Below are 23,040 nucleotides of genomic sequence, written 5' to 3' on the forward strand. Positions count from 1 at the left end.
GTCTATGCCTGACAGCCGTTTTGCCATCCTTGATCCGTCGTCCGGAATCAGCGGCGACATGCTCCTGGGGGCGCTGATCGACCTGGGAGCGGACGAGGGATGGCTTCAGGGATTGCCAGCCCGGCTCGGCTGTCCCGACGTGCGAGTGGAGATTGCGCGGGTGGATCGGGCCGGAATCGAGGCTCGGCACGTCACCATCCGGCTGCCCGATGGTTCCGTGGAAGCGCCGGCGACGCCCGTTGTGCACGCCCACGGGCACGGTGCTCATTCGCATCACCATGGCGAGGCCCACGGGCAGGTGCCACACCGACATGTCGGCGAACTGCTCGAGCTGATCGAGCGGGCCCCGTTGTCGGGCTGGGTGAAGGATCGCGCGCTCCGGGCGTTCCGGCTCCTGGGTGAGGCGGAGGGGCGCATTCATGGAGTCGCTGCCACCGAGGTCGCCCTGCATGAGGTTGGGGCCTTGGACGCGCTCGTGGACATCGTGGGGGGTATCGAGGGGTTCGAGCAGTTGGGGATCACGCGGATATACCGCCGCCCAGTCTCGGTGGGAGAGGGCTGGGTCCGCGCCACCCACGGGGTGCTCTCGGTGCCGGCCCCGGTGACGGGGCTCCTGCTCGAGGGGATCGAGATCGGCCCCAACGGCCCAGTCACCGGCGAGGCGACGACGCCCACCGGCGCCGTGCTCCTCCGGGTGCTGAGCGAGGGCCCGCCGCCGGCCCGGTGGCGCCCGACGGCGAGCGGGTGGGGGGCGGGGGGTCGAAATCCCGCCGCGTATCCGAACGTGCTCCGGGTGTTGATCGGTGAGCCGGCTGGGGAAGCGAACGAGGTCGTGGTCACGGCGACCGACCTGGACGACTTTACGCCGGAGTACCTCGAGCCGGTTCGGGTGGCGCTGTTTGCCGAGGGCGCCCTGGATGTGCAGGTCTGGAGCACCATGGCCAAGAAGGGTCGGGCCAGTCTTCGGATCGAAGTGCTCAGCGAGGCGGCCGTGGCTGGAGCCATCGCGGAGGTACTCTTCCGGCACACCACCACGGGTGGGGTCCGGCGATGGGTGGCCGACCGCACCACGCTGCCGCGCCGCGAATTTGCGGTCACGACGCGGGACGGTGCCGCGGTCCGCGTCAAGGTGCTCGACGCGCCAGGCGGGGCGCGGGTGAAGGCCGAGTACGATGACGTCATCGTGGCCGCCCGGGAGGCCGGACGATCGGCGGCGGACGTGGTGCGGGAAGTGGAACAACAGGCTGTAGATCGGATGGCGCGCGAAGTGGCGTCGCCCTTGACAGACAACTAAGGAGCAACGATGCAGAAGGTCCTCGTAGCATTGGCGGCCGTCGCGGTCTCGGCGGGCAACCTGGTGGCCCAGACGCCGGAGCCGCAGGTCAATCTCCGCGTGCAGCGGGCGCAGCCCACGCAGTGGTCGGTGCCGGATTGCGGCCTCGACAAGGGCAACTTCCTGATCAGCAGCTCCGCGACGTACCTCAGCAGCGGTCTCTCCACGAGCGACAGCGAGAAGAAGGAGCGCCTCTTCACGAACGCCCGCAACGTGGCGATCGAGGGGATCGAGAAGGGCCAGGCCGGTGCGAGCGGGGCGTGGTACTACCTCGGGCGGGCCTACCTGCAACTCGGCGACCTCCAGGGCGCCGACACCGCGTTGGCGCGGGCGCAGTCGCTCGCTCCCGCGTGCGCCGACAACATCCAGCTGCTCCGGCGCAATACCTGGGTGGCGCTGTTGAATGCCGGGAATACCTTCATGAAGGACGAGAACAAGGATTCGGCCGAGGTCCTCTTCCGCCAGGCCAACGAGATCTACCAGGGTGAGCCGAACGCCTACACCGGCCTCGCCGTGCTGTTCAATGCCGAGGGGCAGGCGGACAGCTCAATCGCCTACTTCCGGAAGGCCGTGGCGGCGTCGGGGGACAAACCGAAGGATGCCGAGGCGCGGGACATGGCGCAGTACAACCTGTCGGCGCTGCTCAGCAACGAAGGCCGCTGGAAGGAAGCCGTGCCGGCGTGGCAGCAGTATCTCGCGTGGAAGCCGGATGACATCGACGGCAAGAAGGCGTACGCGCGCGCCCTGCGGGCCGACGGTCAGCCCGACGCGGCGGCGGAGATCGAGCGGGACCTGATCAGCGGGTCCGGAGCGGACGTTCCGGTTGCCGACCTGATGGTGGCCGGCGTGAATTTCTTCAACGACAAGAACTACACCGAGGCCGCCGAGACCTTCGGCCGGGTGGTCAAGCGCCAGCCGTGGAACCGGGATGCCCTGTTCAACATGGGGAATTCGTTCCTGGGCGCGCAGGACGGCCCGGGCGTCGTGAAGGCGGCGTCGGCACTCTACGCCATCGAGCCGATGAACGAGAAGAGCGTGCAGCTGCTGGCCCAGGGCTATCAGCTCGAGAAGGACCAGAAGATGATCGTGAAGTACTTCACCGAGCTCGAGGCGATGCCGTTCAACCTGGACATCGAGCAGCTGTTGCTGCAGTCCGGCGGCGCCAAGGTGGTCGGTACGGCGACGGGTCGGGCGGCCAAGCAGATCGACACGAAGCCGATTGCGCCGCACCCGGTCACCCTGGTGTTCGAGTTCCTCGATGCGCAGATGAACGTGGTGGCCACCAGCGAGCGGATCGTCCCGGCCCTCGGCGTGGGGGAGACGTCGGTGGTGGAGGCGGAGGGGCTGGGCAGCGGCATCGTGGGGTGGCGGTACCACGCCAAGAAGTAGGTCAATTGACAGGCACCCGGCTTCGGGTGATTTTCAGGGGGTCGCGGGCGTAATTCAGTGGTAGAATGCCAGCTTCCCAAGCTGGACGTCGCCGGTTCGAGCCCGGTCGCCCGCTCTCCGTAAGTGCTTGACAAAGCACAACAAAACGCCGCCCAATCGGGCGGCGTTTTGCGTGGCTGGATCAGCCCCGTCGCCCCCCAACAGACTCCGCTGTACCGCCAGCCCCTCATGATGGGTGGCCCGGTCTGCCGTGACTCTGCGCGTCTATGTGGAAGAGCCCATTCCTTCCGGGCTGGGGAATCACTCCACCATGAGGTGCCCTCATGCGACGCTCCCTCCTGGCCCTTCTCCTGCTGCTCCCCGCCGCGGGGGCATGCAACGACCCCTTGGCAGTCGAGACCGGCGGGGTCGAGATCGACCTGGCGGTGACCGGACCCGACGGACACGCCGGCGCCTTCACGGTTGCCATCGACGGGGGAGCACCTGTCGGTGTTTCTGGGTCCGGGTCGGTCGTGTCTGGTCTCGCATCCGGGCACCATACCATCGCTCTGGGCGGGCTCGCCTCGAACTGCACGCCGGAAGGCGAAGCGAGCAGGTCGTTTGCCATCAATCCTTCCGAAACCACCGTGGTCACCTTTGCCGTGACATGTACGGCCACGAGCGGTGCGATCGATATGCGGGTGACGACGACCGGCTCCGATCCCGATCTGGATGGATATCGTGTCAGCCTCGATGGCGGCACGCCCCGCCCGATCCCGACAAATGGGGTGACTCGATTCTCCGGACTCTCCGGGGGGATCCACACGCTCAGCCTCAGCGGGTTGGCGCCCAATTGCAGTGCGCTCGTATCCAACCCGCTGGAGGTGAGCGTCCCGGTGGGTGGGTCGGTATCGGAAGTGGTCTCAGCGCCGATCGATGTGGCGTGCACGGCCACGACCGGGTCGATCCGGGTGTCCGCCGTCACGACGGGTCCCGAACCGGATGCCCTGTACTCGGTGACCCTCAATGGTGGGGCGCCACGCGCCGTGCTTGCGAACGGGAGCATCCAGGTGAATCAGCGATCTCCAGGGAGCTACGCAGTCTTGCTCACGGATATCGCTCCCAACTGTGCCGTGAGCGGTCCCAACCCCGTCACCGTGACGGTATCCATTGGTGATACCACTGATGTTGCCTTTGCGGTGGCGTGCCTCCCGAGCCCGACCCTCCGGGTCACGGTGTCGACAACCGGCTCCGACATCCCTGGGAGATTCTTGGCCTTCGTGGATGACGATGGGGGCTGGTACAGCTATCCCGCGTATACGCTGTCTGTCCCGTCGAACGGAACGGACTCGGTCGTGGTGGAGGCCGGAGAGCACGTGGTGGCGCTCGCTTACCTTCCAGCGAATTGCGTTGTCACGAGCCCGACCCAGGTGCCTGTCACCCTCCCGGCCGGGTCGACAGTGGATGTCGCCTTCACGGTGACGTGCACGCCCCTGCCAATCCTGAGGGTGACTGTCGTGACGACTGGGATCAATGCACCGGCGGCGTACTTGGTCGGCGTCGACCCCGACTACTACTACTACTACTACTCCTCCTACCGCTACTCGGCGAACATCCCCTCCAACGGGACGGTCTCGATCGGCCTGCCGGTCGGGTCTCACTTCGTAACCCTGGATCAGGTTCCGCTGAACTGTGTTGTCACCAGTCCGAACAACGTGCTCGTGAACGTTGCGCTCGGAGTGACGACAGATCTTGCTTACACGGTCTCCTGTCAGTAGGCGAAGTCCAAGATGCTCCCCGTCGCCCGAGCGCGGCTCCCTCTTGGCCTGCTCCTCGCCATGGCTGCCGGCGTGCTGGCGGGCTGCGCCGATGAGTCGGTGGTAGCCTCACCCTCGCCGCCGGTGGTGGAGAGCGTGGTCGTCACGCCGGGGCCGCACAACGTCCTCAGCGCGGTCGTCACCGCATCGGTTCGCGACGCGGACAGCGTGGTGGTCCTCTATGGGCCAACGGGGGAGGGTCTCGAGAGCGTGACGCCAAGCACGACGGCGTCGTCGGACGGCGTCGAGCTCGCCGTCCTCGGCCTGCTGCCGGCCACGGCGTATCAGTTGGAGGTCCTCGCCTATGGCGCTGGCGGGGTGACCGCCAGCGACACCCTTGTGCTCACGACAGACGCGTTGCCCTTGGACTTGCCGACCTACTCGGCGGGGGGCAGCGATCCCACCCCCGGCTACGTGGTCTTCGGCGCCTATCCCTACGGCGTGGTGATCGACAACACCGGTCGGGTGGTGTGGTATCGGCACCTCGACTGGGGACCGACGCTCAATTTCCAGGTCGTGGCAACGGGGCGGTATGCGACGAGTCCCACCTACCCGGACCCCGGTGACGCCGCGCCGTGGGTGGAGCTCGACCTGCTGGGCAACGAGACCCGCAGGATGGGGTGCAGCGCAGGGCTCAAGTCCCGGTTCCATGAGCTGGTCGCCGAGGCCGACGGATCGTACTGGTTGATGTGCGATGACACCCGTGTCATGGACCTGACCATGTTTGGGGGGCAGCCAGACGCGGAGGTGACAGGGACCGCGGTGCAGCACGTCGACGCGAGCGGGGATGCCCTCTTCTCGTGGACCGCGTTTGACCACTTTGCCATCACCGACGTCGACCTGGCGAGCCGGACGGGCGCGACGGTGAACTGGACGCATGGCAACGCAATCGATTTTACACCTGATGGCAACCTGCTGGTGTCCTTCCGCAGCCTGAACGAGATCACCAAGATCGACCTCCGGACTGGCGCGGTGCTCTGGCGACTCGGCGGCCAGGCGAACCAGTTCACGGCGCTCGGCGGCGTGCCGACTTTTGTCGGTCAGCACGGCGTCCGGATGCCTGGGGCAGGAGTGCTGCAGCTGCTCGACAACCGGGGCCTCCCGGGCAATACCCACGCCCGGCGCTACAGGATTGACGAGGCGTCCCGCACCGTGGCGTGGACCGCCGACTACTTCTCGGCGCCCCCCGCAAGTTCGCTGCTTGGTGGATCCACCCAGACACTGCCGGGTGGGCACATCCTGGTCGCGTACGGGAATGGGAACCGGGTCCAGGAGTACGACACCGGCGGAAACGTCGTCTGGGAAATCCACGGCAATCCAGGCTACGTCTTCCGGGCGCAGCGGATTCGTTCGCTCTACAGCCTCGAGTTCGCCGGCTCGCGGTAGGGACGGGCGATGCACGACCCCTGCCGACCCCTCCGGTTCGGTGGGGGTTGTCGCATTCGGGACGGTTGCTTGACGGCGGCTTGACGAGGGGGCGCAAGGTTGGCGGGGCCATCCGGGGAGAAGTCGACGTCCGAGGGAGGCAGGGATGCTTCACGCCTTCCTCACCCTTTCCCTACAGTGGCAGCCGAGATTGTAGTCGGCTCCGTGCTGCCGCTCGCCGGCCTGCGGAGTCATTCCCAACCAGGAGGACCCCATGAAATCCGCATTGAAGTTCCTGGCCGTGCTGGCCCTCGTGCTGGGCCAGGCCTGCTCAGACGCCCCGGCGCCGACGGCTCCGGGCGTGACCGGTGGAAACATCCTGTCGGAGACGATGGGCGCGGCCGGCGGTTCGGCGGATGTGACCGTGATGACACAAAACCTGTATGTGGGCGCCGATGTCGACGCCGTCATCACGGCCCTCGCGACGCCCGACCCCGACGACGACATTCCGGCCCTGCTGGATGCCGTGGCCACGCTGGAGCGGACCGACTTCCCGGCGCGGGCCGTGGCGATCGCCCGGGAGATCGGACGCGCCCACCCCCTGGTGGTCGGGCTGCAAGAGGTCTCGACCATCGGCATCGACATCCCACCCCTCGGGGTCAGCGTCCACCTCGACTTCCAGCAGCTCCTCCTGGACGCGCTCGCGGCCCAGGGGCTGGACTATGTCGTGGCCGTGCGGCTCGACAACTTCACCGCCTCGCCGGCGCCGGGCATCAGCCTGACGGACGCCGACGTCATGCTCGTGGATCCGAGCCGGGTGGAGGTCGTCACGACCGCCGGCCACACCTTCAGCGCCAACCTGGGTGAGGTGGCACCGGGCGTGGACCTGCAGCGCGGCTGGGTCGAGATGACCGCCGTCATCGACGGGGTGACCTACACCTTTGCCAGCACGCACACCGAGGGCACCGGGCCGGACGAGCTGCTCCTGCAGCTTCATGCCGCGCAGGTGGGGGAAATGGCGGCTTCGCTTGGCGACGCCGTGCCGGCCATCGTCATGGGCGACTTCAACGCCCGGCCCGGCTCACCCGCCTACCAGGTGATGCTCGACGCCGGCTTCACGGATGTGTGGCATGCGCTGCGCCCCGGCGTGCGCGGGTACAGCTGCTGCCAGCTCGCCGACCTCTCCAATCCGCGGCCAATCTTCAGCGAACGGATCGACTACGTCTGGACCCGTGGACTGGGGGATCTTCGCGGGTGGCACTCGCTGCTCGGGCAGATCCGCCTGTTCGGCGACGTGCCCTCCGACCGCCTCCTGAACGGTGCAGGCGACCTGATCTGGCCGTCCGATCACGCGGGGGTGATCGCCACCATCATGCTGCCACGCGGGGGCCGGTCCATCTGAGCTGCACAGCAAGACGACACGAGCCCCCGGCGCCGAGTGGCGCCGGGGGCTCGTGCCTGTCCTGCGGAGTGGTCAGCGCCGCCGGGGCTTGGCGCGCGGCCCGTACACGGGGGAGACGCCGTGGCGTGCGGCGGCCCAGAGCGTGAGGATCGAGGTGATCCCGGCGATGGTCCGCTTTTCCTGCTCGGCATGGATGACGAGGCCGTAGGTGTCGGCGACGAAATGCATGTTGTCGAGCACCTGCCGGGCGGCCTTCGTGTCGATGTTGCCGTGCCAGTAGTCCACCTGTTCGACGATCATGTCTTCGTGCCGGCGGAGGAACTCGCCGAGCGAGAAGACCTTCCGGCTGAGGGGAGTCCGGCTGCGGCAGAGCACGAGGAGGTCGCCGAGGTAGACGTCCCACAATTCGGCGAGCTGTCGGTTGGAGTCCCGGCGCAGGGCGCGGGCGCGGGCGAGGGAGAACTGCGCCTTCGACCGGCGGCGATCCCGCGGGACCACGGGGTGGAGGTCGTAGAAGGTGTGGACGGCCGTGTCGTCCAGCTCATCGTCCTCGTGGTAAACCCACATCCGCTTCAGGGTCGTCCAACTGGCGATGGTCACGACCTTTTTTTCGCGGCTGTCGAGCAGGATGAACTTCCCGTGCTCGACGTTCACGGCCGTCAGCCAGTGACTCCACTCATCCACGCAGAGGAGGACGGGGATCCCCCGACGGAGGTACTTCACCAATTCCGACTTGGCGTGGGCCTCGTCGTGGCGCCGGATCATCAGGATGTCGACGCCGAACTTCTTGGCGGCCCGGCCGAGCTGGAGCTCGTCGGTGCCATTCCACCAGTGGCTGCCGGCAAGCTTGCTGATGTCCTTCTCGTCCTTGAGCACGCCGAACATGGCGAGGGCATGTTTCAGGGCGAAGGGCCCGCACTGCCAGATGTTCGGTTGTGGGTATATTCCCATGGAGCGTCCGGTTCGGAGTTCCGCAAAGGTAAGCAGAACGGGGGAGTGATGGCTACAGCCCGGCAGCGAGGCTCGGTGGTGGTGCTGTATAACAGCGTCAGCGACGAGGGGTACGAGAAGCTCCGCGACGTCGACCCCGAGACGCTCGGCTTCAAGCCGGAATACGACATTGCCGTGTCGACGGTCGCCGAGGAATATGCCGCCATCATGGACGGGCTCAAGGAGGCCGGTTTCCAGGCCCGGGAAGTGAACCTGGCCGAGGATATCAAGCAGCTGGAGCGGCTGGTGCGGCGCAATCCGCCTGACGCGGTGTTCAACCTCGTGGAGGGGTTCCACGACGACGCCGACCTCGAACCGGCCATCGCCGGGTTCCTCGACCTCTACCGGATCCCGTACACCGGCGCGCCGCCGATTGCCCTCGCCAACTGCCGCCGCAAGGGGCTGATGAAGCAGCTGCTCCTGGCCAACGGCGTCCCGACCCCCAAGTTTCTCCAGTTGAACAAGCCCAAGATCGCGGTGCGGCACGGGCTGCACTACCCGCTCATCATCAAGCCGGCCCGTGAGGACGCCAGCGCCGGTGTGGACGAGAAGAGCGTGGTGTACGACCGGGCGGAACTGCTTGCCCAGCTGGAACGGGTCTTCGACGAGTTCGACCCGCCGATCCTGGTCGAGGAGTTCATCGAGGGACGGGAGTTCCATGTCGGCGTGCTTGGGAATGATCCGGGAGAGGTGCTTCCTCCCCTGGAGTATGACTTTTCCGAGCTGCCCGACGATCAGCCGTCGGTGATCAGTTACGCGGCCAAGTGGGACCCGCTGGCCGAAGTGTTCCACCGCGTGGCGGCGCATTGTCCCGCCGACATGAGCAAGCGGCTCGCGAAGAAGATCGAGGATGTGGCGCTGCGGGCGTACCGCGTGTCCGGGTGCCGGGACTACGCCAGGCTGGACCTCCGGGTCTCGGCGGACAACCACGTCTACGTGCTCGAGGTGAACCCCAATCCGGACCTCACCGAGGGGGTGTCGTTCATGCACTCGGCCGAGGTGGCGGGCTATTCGTTCTCGAAAACCCTGCGGAAGATCGTGGAGATGGCGATGGCCCGCACTCCCGAGCCGCCGCCCGTGGGCTGACCCTCACTTCACGCTCGGCCTTTTCTGTGTATATTGCGGGGATTCGTTCCAAGGCGGGACGCAGGGCGATCCCAGTGGCAGGTGGCCCAGAGTGTCGATGAAGCAGGCGGCGACGATTAACGTCGCCATCGAGATCCATAACTCACCCATCGAAGGAGCAGGATATGCGTAGCATGAAGGGAACGCTGTTTGCGGCCGTGGCGCTCGTGGCGCTGGCCGGATGCTCGAAGGAAAAGGCTCCCGAGGCCATGCCGGAAGCGGCTGCCCCGGCGCCCGCCGCAGGCCCGACCGTCTCAAGCCCGCCGAGCGCGGCGACGACGGCCATGGCCACCGCGCCGGCCGCCCCGAGCTCCGCCACGATGGCCAATAGCATCTCCAGCGGCCCGCTGAGCGAGAGCACCGCCCAGGCCGGCGATGCCGGCGACTCCTCGTGGGTCGCCCAGATTGACGTGGACGGCGACGGCACCATGGAAGACGGCACCTTCCTGTGGGATGACGAGGTCAAGATTCTCTACATTGCCGTCGACGACGATGAGGTCTGCGCCGACGGTGGCACCGTCCAGGCCAACACCCTGACCGCGCTCTTCGCGACCGGCAATGCCGCCGGCGCCCCGGTCGGTTCCGGCTGGACCGCCACCTACCTCGACGCCACCGAGTGCGGCGCTGCCGAGCCCGTCCTCTGGGGCGAGCGGTTCGACGCCAATGGCAACGTGACCGAGGCCGGCGAGGCGATGATCTCCCCGAGCACCGGCGACCTGGTCATCAACGTGGTGGCCACCGATTCGGCCGCGACGGCGAACGGCATGTAAGCAGGGCCGTGGGCGGCTGCGCCGCCCATGATCTCAGCAGAGCCCCGCTCGGGTACGTCCCGGGCGGGGCTCTGTCATTCCTGCCCTGTGGCGGTCCTCCCCCGGACCGCAACGACCGCGGATGTGGAGAACAGGACGAGCGTCGCAACCATTACTTGAGGTGTGAACCCCTAACCCTTGATATTATAACACGATCCACGCATCTTTGGCCGGTGCCTCTATGGGCTCGACTGCTCTGACATCAGGACAGGTGGATGATTCGCGTAAACGCAGTGCAGCCCGAATCACTGGGTGAGGAACTCGGGCTGGCGGTCGGGACGGAACTGCTTTCCGTCAACGGCCGCAGCTTGGAGGATTTTCTCGACTGGGAATTCCTGACCGCCGAGGACGCGTTCACACTGCTTGTCCGCCAGCCGGACGGCCAGGAAATCGAGTTTGATATCGAGCGGCCCGAAGGGCTGCCGATGGGGCTGGGGCTCGAGCCTCCCCGGATCCGGCGCTGCGCGAACCGCTGCGACTTCTGCTTCGTGGATGGCCTCCCCACCGGACTGCGCGACACCCTCTACATCCGCGACGACGACTACCGGCTCTCCTTCCGGTACGGCAATTTTGCCACGCTGACCAACCTGAAACAGCGCGATGTCGACCGGATCATCGAGTACCGACTCTCGCCGCTGTACGTCTCGGTCCACGCGACCGATCCGACCGTGCGGCGGTGGCTCCTCCGGAACCCCACCGCGCCCGACATCCTTGAGCAGCTGCGCGGCTTCGCCGGGCACGGGATCCAGTTCCACACCCAGATCGTGATGTCCCCCGGGGTCAACGACGGGGAGGTGCTGGAGCGGTCCCTCAACGACCTGTACGCCTTCGGGGGCTCGGTGCTGAGCGTGTCCGTGGTGCCGGTCGGACTCACGGAATTCAGCAAGCATCACCTGGTGCGGGAGCCGACCGAGGCCGAGTGCGCCGCCGCCGTACGGCTGGTGGAGCGGCACGCGGCGGTCGCGCGGGCCGAGCGGGGAATCGCCTGGTGCCTTGGCGCGGACGAGCTGTATCTCCGCGCCGGCCTTCCGCTCCCCGGTCCCGAGGCGTACGACGACTTCGACCAGGTGGAGAACGGCGTCGGTTCCGTCCGCTACCTGCAGGCCCGGATCCAGGAGGGGGCAGGGGAGCTGGGCCACTTGGCCGGCAAGCGCATCGGCGTGCTGACCGGGACCTCCATGGGGGCGCTGATGCCGCAGGTGCTCGCGCCACTGACGGAGGCCACCGGCGCCACCTTCGAGTTGATCGTGCTGGAGAACACGCTGTTCGGGAAGACGGTCACCACGGCGGGGCTGCTGCCGGGGGCCGCCTTCCTGAGCGCGCTTCGTGATCGGGACGACCTCGATCTGGCGCTGCTTCCGGCGGAGTCGATCAATGACGACCTGCTGTTCATGGACGATCTGGACGCCCACGACTTGCAGGCCCAGGTCCCGGTCAAGATTCGCTTTTCCCACCATTTCACGGACGCGCTGGCCGCGCCGGTGCCCGCATGAACATGCCGACCGTCGCCGTGGTGGGGCGCCCCAATGTGGGAAAGTCCACCCTCTTTAACCGGCTCATCGGTGGGCGGCGCGCGATCGTCTCCGACCAGGCGGGCACCACCCGCGACCGGCACTTCGGCACGGCGGACTGGGGCGGCCGGCGCTTCTGGCTGATCGACACCGGCGGCTTGATGCCGGACTCCAATGACTCGATGGACAAGGCGATCCGAAGGCAGGTGGACCTCGCGGTCGAGCAGTCGGACCTGGTGGTGTTCCTGGTGGACGGGAAGGAAGGCCTCAACCCCGTCGACTCGGAAATCGCCGCGCACCTGCGCCGCGCCAAGCGGCCGGTGCTCCTGGCGGTGAACAAGCTCGACGACCTTCCGGACACCACCGCGCACATGGCGTTCTACAAGCTGGGCCTCGGCGATCCGATCCCGCTCTCCGCCGCGATCGGGAAGGCGAGTGGCGACCTGCTCGATGCGATCGTCGAGCGCCTGCCGGAGCAGCAGGAGGGGGAACTCGACGAGTCCATCAGCGTCGCCGTGGTGGGCCGACCGAATGTCGGCAAGTCCTCGCTCATCAACCGGCTGCTCGGGGAGGACCGGGTGGTGGTGTCGCCGGTGGCAGGCACCACGCGCGACGCGGTGGACTCGGTCTTCCGGGCGCACGGGAAACTGTTCACCCTCATCGACACGGCCGGGCTCCGAAAGAAGGCTCGCGTCCACGAGGACGTCGAGTTCTACTCGACCCTCCGCACCCAGCGCGCGATCGAGCGGGCGCAGGTGTGTGTGCTCGTGGTCGATGCCTCCCTTGGCCTCCATACCCAGGATCTCCGGATTGCCAACGAGGCGTGGGACCGCGGCTGCGGGCTCATCATCGCCGTCAACAAGTGGGACCTGGTCAAGGAGAAGGACGCGAACACCGCCCGCCGCGGCGAGGAGGCGCTCCGTGCAAAGGCGCCGTTCCTCGCGTACGTGAAGTTCGTGTACCTCTCCGCGGAAACCGGGCAGCGGGTGCACCAGCTGCCGCAGGAGATTCTCGAGGTGGCCGAGGCGCGGGAGCGCCGCATCGCCACGGCCGAGGTCAATCGGGTGCTCGAAGAATTGGTGCAGCACACCAATCCGCCGCAGAAGCCGGGGCAGGAGGTCAAGCTGCTGTACGCCTCGCAGGTCGGCACGGCGCCGCCGGTGTTTGCCATCGTCTGCAGCCGGCCGGATGCGATCCCGGAGTCGTACGAGCGGTACCTCATCAACGGGTTCCGCAAGGCGTGGTCGTTCGAGGGTTCGCCGCTGCGCCTGAAGTTCAAGCGCCGCTCGGGGCGGAATCCTTGACCTCCGGGCAGATGGCCGCGCTGATCGCCTCCTACCTCCTGGGCGCGATTCCGACGAGTTACATCGCCGGGCGGCTCTTCAAGGGGATCGACCTGCGCCAGCATGGCAGCAAGAACCTCGGCGCCACGAACGTCTATCGCATCATGGGGTGGCGGTACGCGATCCCGGTCGGGATCTTCGACGTGGCCAAGGGGGCGGTCCCGGTGCTGATCATCGGACCGGCGGTGAGCGTGGTGGGCTGGTTCCCGCTGGTCTGCGGCGTGATGGCCGTGGTGGGGCACGTCTTCTCGGTGTTCGTGGGCTTCAAGGGGGGCAAGGGTGTGGCGACCAGCGCCGGCGTCGTGCTCGGCCTCGCGCCGATGGCGGTCGGCATCTGTCTCGTCCTCTGGGCCCTGATCGTCTGGATGTCCGGGTATGTGTCGCTCGGTTCGGTGATCGCGACCGGGGTCTTCCCGCTGCTGGTGTGGGTGCTGTATCCCGCGCGCCGCGAGAGCATCTGGCTGTATGTGGCGCTCGCCGCGGTGATCATCTGGATGCACCGGTCCAACATCCGGCGGTTGATGGCCGGGACGGAGAATCGATTCGGGCGGCATGCGAATGGGTCAGGTTCGGCATGACGCGCATCGGCGTACTCGGCGCGGGAAGCTGGGGGACGACCCTGGCCGACCTGCTGGCCCGCAAGGGCCATGCGGTCCGGCTCTGGGCCTATGAGGGCGAAGTGGTGGAGAGCATCAACACCCGCCATCAGAACGCGCTCTTTCTCGCCGGGCGAACCCTCGACCCGCGCCTGGTTGCCTGCAGTGACCCGTTCGAGGCGGTGGAGGGCGCGCCGATCATCCTGTCCGCCGCGCCGAGCCACGTGGTGCGGGCGGTCACCGCCCCGTTGCATCCGGGAGTGGCGGGTGACGCGATCGTGGTGAGCGCCACCAAGGGGATCGAGGCGCCCGGGCTGCTCCTGCCGCACGAGGTGCTCGCGGAGACTCTCCCGGGTCGGCCCTTCGTGGCGCTGTCCGGCCCGAGCTTCGCCGCCGAGGTCCAGGAAGGGCAGCCGACGGCGGTGGTGGCGGCCGCGCTGGATCCCGCGGTGGCCGCCGTGGTGCAGGAGACGTTCTCGACGCCCAGGTTCCGGGTGTACTCGAACGACGACCTGGTCGGCGTTGAGTTGTGCGGCGCGCTGAAGAACGTGATCGCGATCGCGGCGGGGATCCTGGAGGGGCTCGGGCTGGGCAACAATCCGCGCGCGGCCCTGATCACGCGCGGGCTCGCGGAAATGACGCGGCTGGGTCTGGCCATGGGCGCCCAGTCGATGACGTTCGCCGGCCTCGCAGGGATGGGCGACCTGATCCTGACCGCGACCGGCGGGCTCAGCCGGAACCGCGCACTCGGGATGGCGCTGGCCAAGGGCGAACGCCTGGCGGAATACACGGCGACCCACCGCACGGTGGCCGAGGGCGTGAACACCGCCCGTTCGGCGGTGGCACTGGCGGCGCGGCATGATGTGGAACTGCCGATCACGGAGCAGGTGGCGGCCATCCTCTTCGACGGCAAGGAGCCGCGGCAGGCGGTGGCCGACCTGATGGAACGGACCCTCAAGGCGGAGCAGTGGCGGTGACACAACCGCGGCCAACCCAGGAGTTCTTCTCGATTGGCGAAGTATGCGCGCTGACCGATCTCAAGCCGCACGTCCTGCGGTATTGGGAAAGCCAGTTCCGCTTCCTCAATCCGGCGAAGAACCGATCCGGCAATCGTGTCTACAAGAGCCGCGAAGTCGAACTCATCATGCTGGTCAAGCACCTTCTCTACAGCGAGAAGTACACCATCGAGGGGGCGCGCCAGAAGATCGAGCAGTACCGTCGCACCGGGGAGTTGCGCGGCACGGCCCGTCGCGCGATGGGCTCGGAGACGGTCCGTGAACTGCGCCAGGAAGTCGAGGAAGTGCTCAAGGTGCTCGAGGGCGGTCACGACGGCAAAGGCGCCGGGTGATGCATATCCTCGTCAGCAACGATGACGGCATCCTGGCGCCCGGGATCGGCTTGCTTGCGGACGCCTGTCGCAGTGTCGGGCATGTCACGGTGGTGGCGCCGGACCGCGAGCAGAGCGGGACCAGTCACTCGCTGACGCTGCATCGTCCACTGCGTGCGGCGCTGCGGCCCGACGGCGCGTACCAGGTGGACGGGACGCCCACGGACTGCGTGCTGCTGGCGGTGAACGCCCTCCTGCCCGAGCGGCCCTCCTTCGTCTTCTCCGGCGTCAATCATGGGCCGAACATGGGCGAGGACGTGCTCTATTCGGGCACGGTCGCCGTGGCGATGGAGGCGGTGACCCTGGGGATTCCCGGGATCGCCATCTCGTTCGCCGGGCACGACCCCGAGACGCTCGCCACGTACGGACCGCTCCTGAAGCGACTGGTGCAACAGGTGGTGGCGGTGCCGGCGTTTCCGCCGGACACGCTGCTCAACGTGAACCTCCCCGCGGTGCCCGCGTCGGAGGTCAAGGGCACGATGGTCACGCGGCTCGGCAGCCGGTTCTTCTCGGAATCGCTCACGCGGATGAAGGACCCGTGGGGGCGGGAAATGTTCTGGGTCGGCGGCGGCACGATCACCTGGACGGGCGGGGAAGACTCCGATCACGGCGCGGTGGCGGAGGGGTATGTCTCCGTCACCCCGCTGCACATGGACCTCACGCACTACCCACTGCTGGAAACGGTCAGGGAATGGCGGCTGGCGCTGTAGGGGCGGGAGACAGCTACGGCGGGTATCGCGCGCGCCTGGTCAGCGAGTTGCAGGCCAAGGGGATCCGCGACCTCTCCGTGCTGCGCGCCATTTCGCAGGTGCCGCGCCATCTTTTCGTGCCCGCGAGCGTGCGGCACCGCGCCTACGAGGATTCCGCCCTGCCCATCGGCGGCGGGCAGACCATTTCGCAGCCCTGGGTGCAGGCCCGCTACCTCGAAGTGCTGGAGCTCACCGGGCGCGAGAAGGTGCTCGAGATCGGCACCGGGTCCGGGTACCAGACGGCGCTCCTGGCATTGCTGGCCGATACCGTGTTCAGCATCGAGCGGATCCAGTCGCTCGCCTCCGAAGCGCGCGCCGCGCTCGAAGGGGCCGGTATCCGGAACGTGACCGTGCTCGTCGGCGACGGTACCCTTGGCTGGCGCCCCTTCGCGCCGTACGACGCCATCCTGGTGGCCGCGGCGAGTCCCTCCGTCCCGGCCCCGCTGATCGAACAGCTGGCACCCGGCGGCCGGCTGGTCATCCCGATCGGCGATCGCGATACCCAGGTCCTGCAGTTGCTCCGGAAGGACGGTGACCGGATCGTCACCACGTCCCTCGGCGATGTCCGCTTCGTGCCCCTCCTCGGTGAGTTCGGCTTCCGTCCCTCCACCTCCTGACCGGCTGGTTCATGCTTCATTCCGTCGTCCAGTGGCTCGTCGAGACCGTCTCGGCGCTTGGCTACCCCGGCCTCACCGTGCTGATGGCCATCGAATCGTCCTTCATCCCGCTCCCGAGCGAAGTCGTCATGCCCCCCGCGGGGTACCTCGCGGCGCAGGGCCGCATGGACCCCGTGCTCGCCGTCCTCGCGGGCACACTCGGCAGCGTGCTGGGCGCCCTCTTCAATTACTGGTTTGCCATCGTGGTCGGGGAACCGTTCCTCCGGCGGTACGGGAAGTATTTCCTGGTCAGCGCCGAGCACCTGGACCGGGCGGAAGGCTTCTTCGCCCGCCACGGGGAGATCAGCACCTTCATCGGCCGGCTGGTGCCGGTGGTGCGGCAACTCATTTCGATTCCGGCCGGCATGGCCAGGGTCCCGCTGGGCCGTTTTGTGGTCTTTACGGCCCTTGGGGCGGGGATCTGGTGCACCGTGCTGGTCTATATCGGCTGGTTTGTCGGCCGGCACGAGGCAACGCTCGTGGAGGGGATGGTCAGGGCCTATAGCACGAGGGCATTTCTCTACATGGTCCCCGTCCTTATTTTGGTGGTAATCGGGTATGTTGTGTGGCACCGTCGGCGCCGGAGTTCGCCGTGAGGCGGGTCCGATTCGTCGTGACGGGGAGGGTGCAGGGGGTCGGATTCCGGTGGTTTGTCCGGGCCGAAGCCCGTCCGCTGGGCTTGAACGGCTGGATCCGGAATCGAGAGGACGGCGCGGTGGAGGGCGAGGTGGAGGGCAGGGACGACGCGATCGAGGCGCTCATGCCGTGCCTCGAGGTCGGTCCCCCGAGCGCCATTGTCACAAATGTTGAAATCTCCGAGATTTCGGATGACGTACAGCGATATAAGCTATTTGAAATCAGATAGTTAGACAATTGAAGTGAGAGGAGTTCGAAGCGATGCCCGAGACCCTTCAGGAGCGCATCAAGAAGGCCCTTCGGCCGGTGCCGGACTATCCCAAGCTGGGCTCGACCTTCTATGACAGCGTCGAGGTCTTCCGGCATGGGTCCCTGCTGAAGGACGTGGTGGAGGCCATGGTGGCCCCATTCGAGGGGCAGGGGGTGTCCCACGTCGTCGGGATCGAGCCACAGGGGCAGATCCTCGGCGGGGCGGTCGCCGTGGCGCTGGGGGCCGGGTTCATCTCGGCCCGGAAGCCGCGGAAGCTCCCCTGGGTCCAGGTGCGCCAGGTCTATTCGCTGGAATACGGGGACGATTCGCTCGAGGCTCGCCGGGACGACTTCGTCGGTGAGGACCGGGTGGTGGTGGTGGACGACCTGCTGTCCTCGGGCGGGACGGCGGCGGCGGCGGGAGAACTGGTCGGTGCGCTGCGCGGCAAGCTGATCGGGTACACCTTCATCATGGAGGCGCTGGCGGACCGGGGCCGGGAGAAGCTCGGCGATACGCCGGTGCACGTCCTGCTGCAGATCTGAACGTCCGGTGTTGACGCCCGAGGGGGGAACCGGGTATTTCTGGAGCGTTCGCCCCCGTAGCTCAGCTGGATAGAGCAGCAGTTTCCTAAACTGTTGGCCGGAGGTTCGACTCCTCTCGGGGGCACTGTCACCTGAAGAGAACAGGGGCTCTCGAGCGCCAGCCGGCGCTCGGGAGCTTTGTCGCTTGGTCCATGTGGCGGCGCCGGGGCCACTAAGATGGCCCGCAGTACTGAAATACGCCCCAATGGGTTAGTATTGTCGGGCGCTTGGAGGGGTAATTGGGCCCCTCCCATGTCTCGATGCTGTACTCACTGGCTGGTGGAGATCCATGGCGAAGAAGAACGTTGCAACCAAGAAGAGTGAGCCGGCCAAGCCGGTGAAGCCCGTCACAATGGCCACCGAGTCGGCCGACCCGATGGCCTGGGTGCGGGCTCACCAGAAGCTCGTGCTCGGCATTGCCGGGGCAGTGGTGGTCGTGGCCCTGGGCACCTGGCTGGTCATCGAGACGGGGCAGCGGAGGCAGCTGCGGGCGGCCGAGCAGCTCGACCAGGCCCGCAACATCGCCGAATCGGGGAACCTCCCGCTCGCGGCCAGCGAGCTCCAGAAGATCATCGAGACCTTCAGCGGGACCAACGCCGCCACGGAGGCGGTGGTGACCCTCAACCAGGTGCGGATGGTCAACGGCCAGAGCGAACTCGCCGTCGTGAGCCTCCAGGAGTACCTGAAGACCAACCCGAAGAAGATCTACAAGGTTCCGGCGGAGGGGCTCCTCGGCGAGGCTCTGGAGAATGCCAACCGTCCCGAGGAGGCCGGGCAGGCCTACCTGGGCGCGGCCAACGACGCCGATCTGGACTACCTGAAGGCCCAGTACCTCCTGTCGGCCGGGCGCGCCTTTGCCAACGCCGGGAACACCGATGAGGCGTTCAAGGCGCTCAGCACGATCGTCGAGAAGTATCCGACGTCCAGTGCCAAGACCGAGGCGATGGTTCGGCTTTCCGAACTGACCCAGGGCCGGATGACGCTCGCTCAGTAGGCAATGGTCCACGGCTGAAGCCGTGGCTCGGCCGCGCGCACGCCGAGCTGCGGCTTCAACCGCAGACCTTAGAGACAGGGCGGGGCTCCAACCGGGGCGCCGCCCTTCTTATTGGGACTTAGAACAACGACGTATAAGATATGTTATGTTAAGTAGCCAAGTGGATAACTGTGGAGAAGTGGCTTCCCTGCCAGAAATCAATGTCATAAATTGTTTGGTGGGAGTTACTTAGATATTTGGTCCGTCAGGTGGAAAGGTCCACCTCTGGGGCATGCTACCCGGCGAGGGTGCCCGAAAACACCATCCGACCCTCGCCACGGAGCCATACGTTGGTGGCCCTGCCCCCGTCGATCGTGGCCCTGACGGTCAGCTGGCGGCCGCTCCGGGAGGCAAAGGTCAGCGGAAGCTCGGCCTCACCGGAAGCAGCCAGTCCCACGGCCGCCGCCACCGTCCCGGTGCCGCAGGCCAGCGTTTCCCCCTCGACCCCTCGTTCGTACGTCCTGATCCGCCAAGGGCCACCCGGCGTGGCCGGTTCAGCCACGAAGTTGCAGTTGGCCCCCTTGGGTGCGATGGCCGGGTCGAATCGCTGGGCCCGGCCGCGAGTCGGGAGGTCGAAGCCCTCCAGGTCACGGACCCTGGTCACCAGGTGCTCGACCCCCACCACGGCCTTCCGGATCCACTCCTCGCCGCTGGCCAGCGCCATGCCCGGCACCGGGGCCGGAAGGTCGAAGTCCGGGAGGTTCAGCTCGGCAAGATCCTCCTCCCCTTCAACGCAGCGAGTCGGAAACGGGCCCGCCCCGGTGGCCAGGGTCATTCCGCCGGCCGGGGCCATGCCGAGCCGGGCCGCGAGCCGGGTGCTGCAGAGGGCGGCGTTGCCGCACATGTTGGCGGGGCTGCCGTCGCAGTTCCAGAAGGTCATGCGGACGGTGGCCTCCCCCTCGGGGGTCAGGATCAGGAGCCCATCGGCCCCCACCCCATCCCGCCGGTCGCAGACGGCGCGGATGCGCTCCGCCGGCCACTCGTCAGGGGTGGTCGTCCGGCCGTCGAGCATCACGAAATCGTTGCCCGACCCGGACATCTTGAAGAAGGCCTCGCCGCTCACAGCTTGCCCACCAGGGACCGCAGCCGCAGCCACCAGACCATCCAGATGGCCTCCCGGACGATCTTCTTGTTCATCTTGCTCTGCCCTTCGACCCGGTCCACGAAGACGATCGGGATCTCCTTGAGACGGAATCCCTGTTTCCAGGCCCGGAAGCTCATCTCGATCTGGAAGGAATACCCGTTGGAGCGCACCCGGCCCAGCTCAAGTGTCGCGAGAACCGACCTGCGAAAGCACTTGAACCCGCCAGTGGAGTCGGTCAGCGGGAGCCCGGTGATCCACCGGGCGTAGATATTTGCCCCGTAGGAGAGCAGGAGCCGGCTCATCGGCCAGTTGATGACGTTGACGCCGGTCTTGTAGCGGGACCCGATGACCAGGTCGGCGTCCTCGATGGCGGCGAGGAACTTCGTCAGGTACTTCGGGTCGTGCGAGAAATCGGCGTCCATCTCGAAGATGAAGTCGTATTCCCGCTCCAGTGCCCAGCGGAAACCGGCCAGGTACGCCTTGCCCAGGCCCTCCTTCACGGTCCGATGGAGGCAGTAGATCCGGGGGTCCTCCTCCCCCATCCGATCGGCCAGCTCGCCGGTCCCGTCCGGCGACCCGTCGTCCACCACGAGTACCTCGATGCGTGGATCCTGCCGCAGGATCTCCGGGACGATCTGGGGGAGGTTCTTGATCTCGTTGTAGGTCGGAACGACCACGAGGACGCGTTCAGCCACGCGGCCTCCGCAGCCGGGCCACCCCGTCGGCCAGGAGCAGCAGCAGCACGAGGGCCACGACGCTGAAGGTGACGGTCTTCCCGCGCTGGTAGGCGGCCGAGCTGAAGGTGAGCTCCACCTCCCTGGCCCCGGCGGGTACCGGCACCGCCATGAGCGAGAACTGGGCGCGGACCACCTCGGCCGGCTTCCCGTCGACGGTGGCGTGCCAGTCGGGGTACCAGTTCTCCGACACGGAGAGGAAGGCGTCCTGCGGCGCCGGGGCCGAAAGGGTGAACTTGTACTGCCCCTCCCTCGGCATGGTCGAGTGCACCGAGTCGTCGATCAGCGCCACCGCGCCAAGGGGTGCCGACACGCCGACCGGCGCGTCCTCCGGCACCAGGACGAAGCGGCGCGCGTCGAAGCGCGGGTCCACCAGGGTCGGGATCATCTGATCGTCCGGCACCTTGATGGCCATCGGGACGAGCGACGCGAACGGCTGTGCGTCCGTGAAGCGATAGACGTACACCTGCTGGCCGTCGTGGGCAGGGACCGGTCCCGCGATCGGCTGGAGCATCTCGCTCTCGACCGGCTGCGGCACGACGAGGTACTTCACGGCGAGCAGGCGCCACATTCCCGGATTGTTGAGATTCTGCCAGATGTTCTTGCCGCCCAGCAGTTCGTCGTACCGGTGCAGTTCCTGCCCATTGTATCCGATGACCGACCGGAGCCGGTGGGTCATCAGGTAGTTCTTGTTCTCGCCGTACACGTCAAAGGGGAAGATGCGGAAGATCGTGGAGTCTCCCTGCACCGCCCGAACCACGCCGTCCGCCGCATAGGTTTCCGCCGCCGGCGGCGACCACTGGATGAACTGCCGCTCCACCGACCAGAGATCGAGCAGGACGACCGCGCCGAGCGCGAGTCCCCAGGCCGCCTGCGGGAAGCGGCGCCAGAGGAGGCCGATGGTGACGAGGCCGAAGAAGAGGACCCGGACCGCGTCGAGCCGGAAGTTCGGGTAATTGGCGATGACGCCACCGAATCGCTGCGGGTCGGCCACGAGATCCATGAAAGGCCGAATGGCTCCCGCCACGGCGAGGAGGGTCAGGATGCCGAGCGCGCCTGCCAGCCAGGCAAGCCGCCTGCGGCGAACGGCGTCGTCGAGCTGCAGCAAGGCCTGCACCCCCATGGCCGCGAGCGCCGCCGCGCTGAACGACACCAGGAAGAAGATCATCGACGGCACGCGCGTCTTGCTGATGCCGGGGAGGATGGCGTACGGAATGTGATAGAACGGCGTGTACCCGCCGAAGGCGAAGAGGAGGCCGTACACCGTCAGGAAGACGAAGAACCAGGCGAGCCGCTTCCGGCCTTCGAGCGTGAAACCGAAGCTCGCCAGGATGAGCGCGGCCACGCCGATGTAATCGCTGTGGAGCTTGAAGGGGTTGCGCCCCCAGTAGTCGCGGAGGTTGCCCATGAAGGCCGGCCAGAGGGTGCCGATCACCTCTTCGGGCGGCATCGACCAGCCGGTGCCATAGGCATAGCCGGTGCTGCTGCTGCCTTCCGCCCCTCGGGGGGAGTACTGGATATACTCGAAGAATGGCATCAACTGGATGGCCGCCAGCGCGAAGCCGAGGCCGATCGCCCCCGCGAAGAGCACGGCCATCATCGGCCAGGAGGTGGTGGCCGCCCGCTCCCCGCTCAGGAAGGTGAGGTAGAGCCACCAGAAGCCCGCGGCCATCAGCATGTAATAGGTGAGCTGGACGTGGGGTGTCAGGAGTGCGAGCCCGACCGTCACGCCGAAGCCGACGTAGCTCTGCCACGACGGGCCGGTGACGCCCTTGTACAGGAAGTAGAGCGCGAGCGGGAGGAGGGCGCTCACAAAGAGCTTGCCGTCGTGACCGGGGCTGACGAGGGAGACGATCTGCCCGCTCATCAGGTAGGCCGCGCCCCCGGTAAACGCCGCGCTCCAGTCCAGCTTGAGGGCCCGGAGGAAGAGGAACATGAAGACGCCGGCCAGCACCAAGTGGATCATGAACCCGAGCGAGAACCCGAGGTCGGCCGGCAGGAGCACCCGAAGGAGGAAGGTCGGGTAGACGGTATCACCGTTGCCGGTGTTGGCGAGGAACGGCATGCCGCCGAAGGTGTACGGCATCCACTGGAGGATGCTGCCCGTGGCGTGGAAGAAGCTCGCGGCCACCTCGCGCCCGGGAAACCCGGTGTTGGCGTCGCTCATCGCATTGACCAGGAACTGCCCGCGGAAGAACGGGAGGAACGCCAGCGCCACCGTCACCGTGTAGAGCACGGTGGCGGTCAGGACCGGGAATCGTTGGGTCAGTC

21 protein-coding genes and 2 tRNA genes are annotated in these 23,040 nt (G+C 67.1%); 19 read left to right on the forward strand and 4 right to left on the reverse strand.

Annotated elements, in window-relative coordinates; all coding sequences use genetic code 11:
- Positions 1-4: 4 nt before the first annotated feature.
- The 6 genes from larC (at position 5) to R2910_03150 (ending at position 7,285) form a co-directional block, all read left to right on the forward strand.
- Positions 5-1,294, forward strand: a complete 1,290-nt coding sequence (gene larC / locus R2910_03125; GenBank protein MEZ4411963.1) for a nickel pincer cofactor biosynthesis protein LarC — start codon at positions 5-7, stop codon at positions 1,292-1,294.
- A gap of 9 nt (positions 1,295-1,303) precedes the next feature.
- A complete protein-coding gene (locus R2910_03130) occupies positions 1,304-2,722 on the forward strand; it encodes a tetratricopeptide repeat protein (protein MEZ4411964.1) in 1,419 nt (472 codons plus the stop codon).
- A gap of 43 nt (positions 2,723-2,765) precedes the next feature.
- Positions 2,766-2,837: transfer RNA gene (locus tag R2910_03135), tRNA-Gly, on the forward strand.
- A gap of 208 nt (positions 2,838-3,045) precedes the next feature.
- Positions 3,046-4,479 carry a hypothetical protein gene (locus R2910_03140; protein ID MEZ4411965.1) on the forward strand — a complete coding sequence of 478 codons (1,434 nt, stop codon included), beginning with the start codon at positions 3,046-3,048 and terminating at the stop codon, positions 4,477-4,479.
- Between the two features lie 12 nt (positions 4,480-4,491).
- Positions 4,492-5,904 carry an arylsulfotransferase family protein gene (locus R2910_03145; protein ID MEZ4411966.1) on the forward strand — a complete coding sequence of 471 codons (1,413 nt, stop codon included), beginning with the start codon at positions 4,492-4,494 and terminating at the stop codon, positions 5,902-5,904.
- A gap of 253 nt (positions 5,905-6,157) precedes the next feature.
- The gene (locus R2910_03150; GenBank protein MEZ4411967.1) at positions 6,158-7,285 is read left to right on the forward strand and encodes an endonuclease/exonuclease/phosphatase family protein; all 1,128 of its coding nucleotides are present in this window, start codon (positions 6,158-6,160) and stop codon (positions 7,283-7,285) included.
- A 72-nt stretch (positions 7,286-7,357) separates the two neighbouring features.
- On the opposite strand, the gene R2910_03155 is transcribed toward R2910_03150, so the two are convergent.
- On the reverse strand, positions 7,358-8,236 hold the full coding sequence (locus tag R2910_03155; GenBank protein MEZ4411968.1) for a hypothetical protein: 879 nt from the start codon (positions 8,234-8,236) through the stop codon (positions 7,358-7,360).
- A gap of 48 nt (positions 8,237-8,284) precedes the next feature.
- Between R2910_03155 and R2910_03160 the strand changes: the two genes are divergently transcribed.
- From R2910_03160 to R2910_03220, 13 genes are all read left to right on the forward strand, one after another.
- Positions 8,285-9,361 (forward strand): ATP-grasp domain-containing protein, encoded by a 1,077-nt coding sequence (locus R2910_03160; protein MEZ4411969.1) that lies wholly within the window; start codon positions 8,285-8,287, stop codon positions 9,359-9,361.
- Between the two features lie 164 nt (positions 9,362-9,525).
- Positions 9,526-10,170, forward strand: a complete 645-nt coding sequence (locus R2910_03165; protein ID MEZ4411970.1) for a hypothetical protein — start codon at positions 9,526-9,528, stop codon at positions 10,168-10,170.
- A 254-nt stretch (positions 10,171-10,424) separates the two neighbouring features.
- Complete coding sequence (locus R2910_03170; GenBank protein ID MEZ4411971.1) at positions 10,425-11,702, forward strand: DUF512 domain-containing protein; 1,278 nt, start codon at positions 10,425-10,427, stop codon at positions 11,700-11,702.
- Entirely contained in the window at positions 11,699-13,024 is a 1,326-nt protein-coding gene (gene der, locus R2910_03175) for a ribosome biogenesis GTPase Der (protein MEZ4411972.1), read from the forward strand. Before R2910_03170 ends, der begins: the two co-directional genes overlap by 4 nt.
- On the forward strand, positions 13,021-13,641 hold the full coding sequence (gene plsY / locus R2910_03180) for a glycerol-3-phosphate 1-O-acyltransferase PlsY (protein MEZ4411973.1): 621 nt from the start codon (positions 13,021-13,023) through the stop codon (positions 13,639-13,641). The genes der and plsY overlap by 4 nt, the downstream gene beginning before the upstream one ends.
- A complete protein-coding gene (locus R2910_03185) occupies positions 13,638-14,636 on the forward strand; it encodes an NAD(P)H-dependent glycerol-3-phosphate dehydrogenase (protein MEZ4411974.1) in 999 nt (332 codons plus the stop codon). Before plsY ends, R2910_03185 begins: the two co-directional genes overlap by 4 nt.
- A complete protein-coding gene (locus R2910_03190; GenBank protein MEZ4411975.1) occupies positions 14,633-15,007 on the forward strand; it encodes a MerR family transcriptional regulator in 375 nt (124 codons plus the stop codon). The genes R2910_03185 and R2910_03190 overlap by 4 nt, the downstream gene beginning before the upstream one ends.
- A complete protein-coding gene (surE, locus tag R2910_03195; GenBank protein MEZ4411976.1) occupies positions 15,007-15,756 on the forward strand; it encodes a 5'/3'-nucleotidase SurE in 750 nt (249 codons plus the stop codon). The genes R2910_03190 and surE overlap by 1 nt, the downstream gene beginning before the upstream one ends.
- Positions 15,738-16,412, forward strand: coding sequence for a protein-L-isoaspartate(D-aspartate) O-methyltransferase (locus tag R2910_03200; GenBank protein ID MEZ4411977.1), 675 nt, complete (start codon positions 15,738-15,740; stop codon positions 16,410-16,412). The genes surE and R2910_03200 overlap by 19 nt, the downstream gene beginning before the upstream one ends.
- Positions 16,413-16,423: 11 nt before the next feature.
- Positions 16,424-17,047 carry a DedA family protein gene (locus R2910_03205; GenBank protein ID MEZ4411978.1) on the forward strand — a complete coding sequence of 208 codons (624 nt, stop codon included), beginning with the start codon at positions 16,424-16,426 and terminating at the stop codon, positions 17,045-17,047.
- A 301-nt stretch (positions 17,048-17,348) separates the two neighbouring features.
- Positions 17,349-17,879 carry an adenine phosphoribosyltransferase gene (locus R2910_03210; GenBank protein MEZ4411979.1) on the forward strand — a complete coding sequence of 177 codons (531 nt, stop codon included), beginning with the start codon at positions 17,349-17,351 and terminating at the stop codon, positions 17,877-17,879.
- Positions 17,880-17,929: 50 nt separating this feature from the next.
- Positions 17,930-18,003, forward strand: a tRNA-Arg gene (locus R2910_03215).
- A 204-nt stretch (positions 18,004-18,207) separates the two neighbouring features.
- Positions 18,208-18,912, forward strand: coding sequence for a tetratricopeptide repeat protein (locus tag R2910_03220; GenBank protein ID MEZ4411980.1), 705 nt, complete (start codon positions 18,208-18,210; stop codon positions 18,910-18,912).
- Between the two features lie 274 nt (positions 18,913-19,186).
- Here the strand turns inward: R2910_03220 and dapF are convergent, their stop codons facing one another.
- Genes dapF through R2910_03235 form a run of 3 tightly spaced genes read right to left on the reverse strand, consistent with a single transcriptional unit; the run spans position 19,187 to position 23,005 of the window.
- Positions 19,187-20,014 (reverse strand): diaminopimelate epimerase, encoded by an 828-nt coding sequence (gene dapF, locus R2910_03225; GenBank protein ID MEZ4411981.1) that lies wholly within the window; start codon positions 20,012-20,014, stop codon positions 19,187-19,189.
- The gene (locus R2910_03230; protein ID MEZ4411982.1) at positions 20,011-20,730 is read right to left on the reverse strand and encodes a polyprenol monophosphomannose synthase; all 720 of its coding nucleotides are present in this window, start codon (positions 20,728-20,730) and stop codon (positions 20,011-20,013) included. Before R2910_03230 ends, dapF begins: the two co-directional genes overlap by 4 nt.
- On the reverse strand, positions 20,723-23,005 hold the full coding sequence (locus R2910_03235) for a hypothetical protein (GenBank protein ID MEZ4411983.1): 2,283 nt from the start codon (positions 23,003-23,005) through the stop codon (positions 20,723-20,725). The genes R2910_03230 and R2910_03235 overlap by 8 nt, the downstream gene beginning before the upstream one ends.
- Positions 23,006-23,040: the final 35 nt, after the last annotated feature.

Source organism: Gemmatimonadales bacterium (genome assembly GCA_041390145.1).
Lineage (GTDB): Bacteria > Gemmatimonadota > Gemmatimonadetes > Gemmatimonadales > GWC2-71-9 > SPDF01.